The 2,448-nt window shown below is 46.9% G+C and carries 2 protein-coding genes; both read left to right on the forward strand.

What is annotated here, in order from left to right:
* On the forward strand, positions 1 to 2,040 hold a 2,040-nt coding region (locus tag WBV75_RS12375; RefSeq protein WP_424120898.1), incomplete at its 5' end, for a HEAT repeat domain-containing protein.
* On the forward strand, positions 2,033 to 2,448 hold a 416-nt coding region (locus tag WBV75_RS12380; RefSeq protein ID WP_424120899.1), incomplete at its 3' end, for a glycosyltransferase family 2 protein. The genes WBV75_RS12375 and WBV75_RS12380, both read left to right, overlap by 8 nt.

The raw sequence follows: 2,448 nt of genomic DNA on the forward strand, positions 1-2,448 counted from the left end.
AATTATCTGCTTCAGCAGGTGGAATCCACAAAGGAAAATGAGGCTGATTTACTCTGGACGAAAATGGAAATTCGAAATTTCCTCAACAATCCTTTGGATCGGAAGGTAATCACCGAGATTATGTTGGAGGTTCAGCGGGATGGACTTCCTGAGACCCGAAAGCAGATTTCGGCCTTATACCAGTATTTCGGATTGCATGACAGGGCTTTGCAGCAACTGGAGAGTCGCAAATGGGATACGGTCTCAAGAGCGATTTCGGAACTGACTGAGATGCAGGTCAGTCAGGCCTATGATGCCATCAAAGCGCATATTAACAGCAAGAACAGCGTCGTTCGAAAACAGGCCCAACTGGCTACGGTTCAACTGAAAGAGGAAGGAATTCAATTCTTCCTCGATACGGCCCGTTATCCCATATCGCAATGGCAACAAGTGAAAATCTTGGAAATCCTAACCTCTAACTCGGAATTTACAGTACCGAGTTTCAGGGATTGGCTCGTGTCTGAAAATCAGGAGGTAGTCTTGTTTGCTTTGAGACTTATTCGGGTTTTCAGGCAGATGGATGCACAGCAAGCCTTACTGATGTTTCTCAACCATAAATCTGAACGTATTCAGGTTGCCGCCGTGGAGTGTATAGGGGACTTTCAATATGACCCGGCGCGTTGGTCACTTCGGTCAATTTACAAAAAAGCTTCCAGTGAACTGAAAATTCATATTCTCCATGCCCTTCAGGCTATTGGAAATACTGAAGATATTTCCTGGTTGGATCAGCAGGCCCGTGCCGATGCCTCCTTTTTGGTGCGTTCCAAGGCACGATTGGCAGTCAATGCATTGCAACCAGTGGTTGGTCTGACCGAAATGGGCATTCAGGGCGAATTGGAACTTTGGGCGCCAGAAACCTCCGACAATAGTGCAAAGAACATATCGAACTTGCCTGAGGAAGACCCCAGGGAAGCAAACATCACAGATGATCTTTTCTCGTCCGAAACCGTACTGTTGCATACGTTGAGACCTGATTTCACAACAGCTCTCAGGCCACATAATACTGGTGATGCAAAAAGTCCTGCGGAGGAAGATCTCGAAGGGTTTTTAATAGAAACTCCAGTGGATTTGGCCTTTGAAGCCTGGACGGAGGAGCACGAACAGGTCTTTGGAGATTGTATCATTGAAGAATTGCTCGATATTCTCAATTCGGAACCAGTACAGGATACCCCAAAGCAGGGCTCATCTGAATTTTTACCCTGGGTCACGAACATCGCTCAGAATACCCCTGGGAAGATTGCAAGCCAAAATCTGCCGGAATGGGTCCGGGAGCTCGAAGTAGAGGTAGAGTTATTGTCCGGAGCTACCGGGTATGCGGGTATTTTAAGGGAAATCCTGTTGCAGGAACTACGGGAGACGGAAAGAGTCCTTGAAACCGAGTTCATTCCGGGTACGGGAGGTGGTCCCCCTCCTGAACAAAAAGAGGACGAGGCCTTTGAAGAGGCTGACTTCGCCAATTTGCTTTTCCCCGAGTTTGAGGTGGATTCTGAGGATATCCATTTGGCAGCGGAAAGTCCCGGAGAACACTCCGGGATAACTCAGGGGACAACGGAATTAAGTTGCTTTTCTATTTTTCACGAATTCTTCAGGTCCTATGATACAGAGTCCAAGCTCATCCTTTTGGATCAAATCCACGCGGTTGGCGGAAAAAAAGAGCTCGCATTCCTAAAGGGTTTGTTCGAGGATCCCGATCACAGGATTCGAGTCGGAGCCCGAAAGGAACACGCCCTGCTGACCAAAAAACTCAATATAGATCCAGGTCCTGACGAAAAAATGGAAACTTCTGCTATTTGGACTCCTTCAGCAGAAGAAGAAAAACGCAACGGTACGGATCCGGGGGATGAGCCCTCTGAAATAGAGGATTTGAACTTCTCACCCGATCAGGATTTTAAAATCCAGGAAAAAGGGCAATCGGGAAGGGACCTGCACCCTGAATCCGAAAACGGATATAACCGGTTTCTGAATTATCTAAAAGGAACAAAAAACGATACCGATGTTTAAGGATCTTTTCCAAATGTCAGTTGAGTATATCAACATCGTATTTCTGGTGTTTGCACTGGTGCTGTTTACCCTCTTCACCACCATTGGTTACCTGTCTTCGAGGAGTTCGCTCCACTACAGGAAAAAGCACAGTATTGGGGATCTCAGTAACCTTCTGGACACCCCTTTGGCTCCTAGCATTACAATTATTGCTCCGGCCTATAACGAATCGCTGACCATTGTGGAGAATGTGCGATCCCTCCTTGCGCTTCGCTACGGGAATTATGATATCATGGTTGTCAACGATGGGAGCGAGGATGACACCCTGAAACGACTAATCGAAGCTTATGACCTTTTTCAGACCAGTTATGATGTCGATCGGGAATGGCCATCAAAACCGATAAAGGCTATTTACAAATCCAGGAGTAC

Source organism: Robiginitalea sp., assembly GCF_049588695.1.
Taxonomy (GTDB): Bacteria; Bacteroidota; Bacteroidia; order Flavobacteriales; family Flavobacteriaceae; genus Robiginitalea.